Genomic DNA, 2103 nt, shown 5'->3' on the forward strand with positions numbered 1-2103 from the left:
TTTAAGCAAACCTTAAGCTTTCTATGACTATACTTTCATTTCCTTGTTTCAGCAAGGGCTTTTAAAAAGCCGCTTTGCAATCTGCAAGGATAGCTGATTAAGCAAACGATCTTTGAAAACTAAGCAAATTGATAGAAGTTCTTTTTAAGGGATATTCTAAATTATTTAAGGACAACTTATTTGAAAGAGTGAGGGTTTTTATAACTCCCATTCTTCGATAAGGAATTCTTATCCAACCTGCCAATTGATTTCATTGATTATGATGATTATATGATTGTGATTGATGACTGAATGGCATGAGAGTATTTTATTCAGGTTAGCGTTTAGCCAAACCTTTTTAAAAAGTTTCTTTCTGTTTTGTTGTTGTAATACTTAAGAACACAACCCGTTTTATTCAATAATCAAATAAAACGAGTTCTTGTGATACGCTAAAGCTGTTGTTAGGAATAACAACAGCCTATCAAAAAACAAAAGAGCTTTAGGACAAACACTTTTATGGAGAGTTTGATCCTGGCTCAGAGTGAACGCTGGCGGCGTGCCTAATACATGCAAGTCGAACGATGAAATTTCTAGCTTGCTAGAAATGGATTAGTGGCGCACGGGTGAGTAACGCATAGGTTATGTGCCTCTTAGTTTGGGATAGCCATTGGAAACGATGATTAATACCAGATACTCCCTACGGGGGAAAGATTTATCGCTAAGAGATCAGCCTATGTCCTATCAGCTTGTTGGTAAGGTAATGGCTTACCAAGGCTATGACGGGTATCCGGCCTGAGAGGGTGAACGGACACACTGGAACTGAGACACGGTCCAGACTCCTACGGGAGGCAGCAGTAGGGAATATTGCTCAATGGGGGAAACCCTGAAGCAGCAACGCCGCGTGGAGGATGAAGGTTTTAGGATTGTAAACTCCTTTTGTTAGAGAAGATAATGACGGTATCTAACGAATAAGCACCGGCTAACTCCGTGCCAGCAGCCGCGGTAATACGGAGGGTGCAAGCGTTACTCGGAATCACTGGGCGTAAAGAGCGCGTAGGCGGGATAGTCAGTCAGGTGTGAAATCCTATGGCTTAACCATAGAACTGCATTTGAAACTACTATTCTAGAGTGTGGGAGAGGTAGGTGGAATTCTTGGTGTAGGGGTAAAATCCGTAGAGATCAAGAGGAATACTCATTGCGAAGGCGACCTGCTGGAACATTACTGACGCTGATTGCGCGAAAGCGTGGGGAGCAAACAGGATTAGATACCCTGGTAGTCCACGCCCTAAACGATGGATGCTAGTTGTTGGAGGGCTTAGTCTCTCCAGTAATGCAGCTAACGCATTAAGCATCCCGCCTGGGGAGTACGGTCGCAAGATTAAAACTCAAAGGAATAGACGGGGACCCGCACAAGCGGTGGAGCATGTGGTTTAATTCGAAGATACACGAAGAACCTTACCTAGGCTTGACATTGAGAGAATCCGCTAGAAATAGTGGAGTGTCTAGCTTGCTAGACCTTGAAAACAGGTGCTGCACGGCTGTCGTCAGCTCGTGTCGTGAGATGTTGGGTTAAGTCCCGCAACGAGCGCAACCCCCTTTCTTAGTTGCTAACAGGTTATGCTGAGAACTCTAAGGATACTGCCTCCGTAAGGAGGAGGAAGGTGGGGACGACGTCAAGTCATCATGGCCCTTACGCCTAGGGCTACACACGTGCTACAATGGGGTGCACAAAGAGAAGCAATACTGCGAAGTGGAGCCAATCTTCAAAACACCTCTCAGTTCGGATTGTAGGCTGCAACTCGCCTGCATGAAGCTGGAATCGCTAGTAATCGCAAATCAGCCATGTTGCGGTGAATACGTTCCCGGGTCTTGTACTCACCGCCCGTCACACCATGGGAGTTGTGTTTGCCTTAAGTCAGGATGCTAAATTGGCTACTGCCCACGGCACACACAGCGACTGGGGTGAAGTCGTAACAAGGTAACCGTAGGTGAACCTGCGGTTGGATCACCTCCTTTCTAGAGAAAAGCTTTTAACATTCGCTTGTTAAAAGCCAAAGAGTATTACCTGACAAAAGAACTTCTTGTTGCTTAGTTTTGAAAGATTGGGCTTATTCTTTCTTTTTT

Annotated in this window: 1 rRNA gene; it reads left to right on the top strand. The window is 44.9% G+C overall.

The annotated features are described in order from the left end of the window. The first annotated feature begins 492 nt into the window (after window positions 1-492). Window positions 493-1995 (top strand): 16S ribosomal RNA (locus EAL44_RS07790). Window positions 1996-2103: the final 108 nt, after the last annotated feature.

Origin of the sequence: Helicobacter pylori, from assembly GCF_003637685.1 — a bacterium.
GTDB lineage: Bacteria > Campylobacterota > Campylobacteria > Campylobacterales > Helicobacteraceae > Helicobacter > Helicobacter pylori_CJ.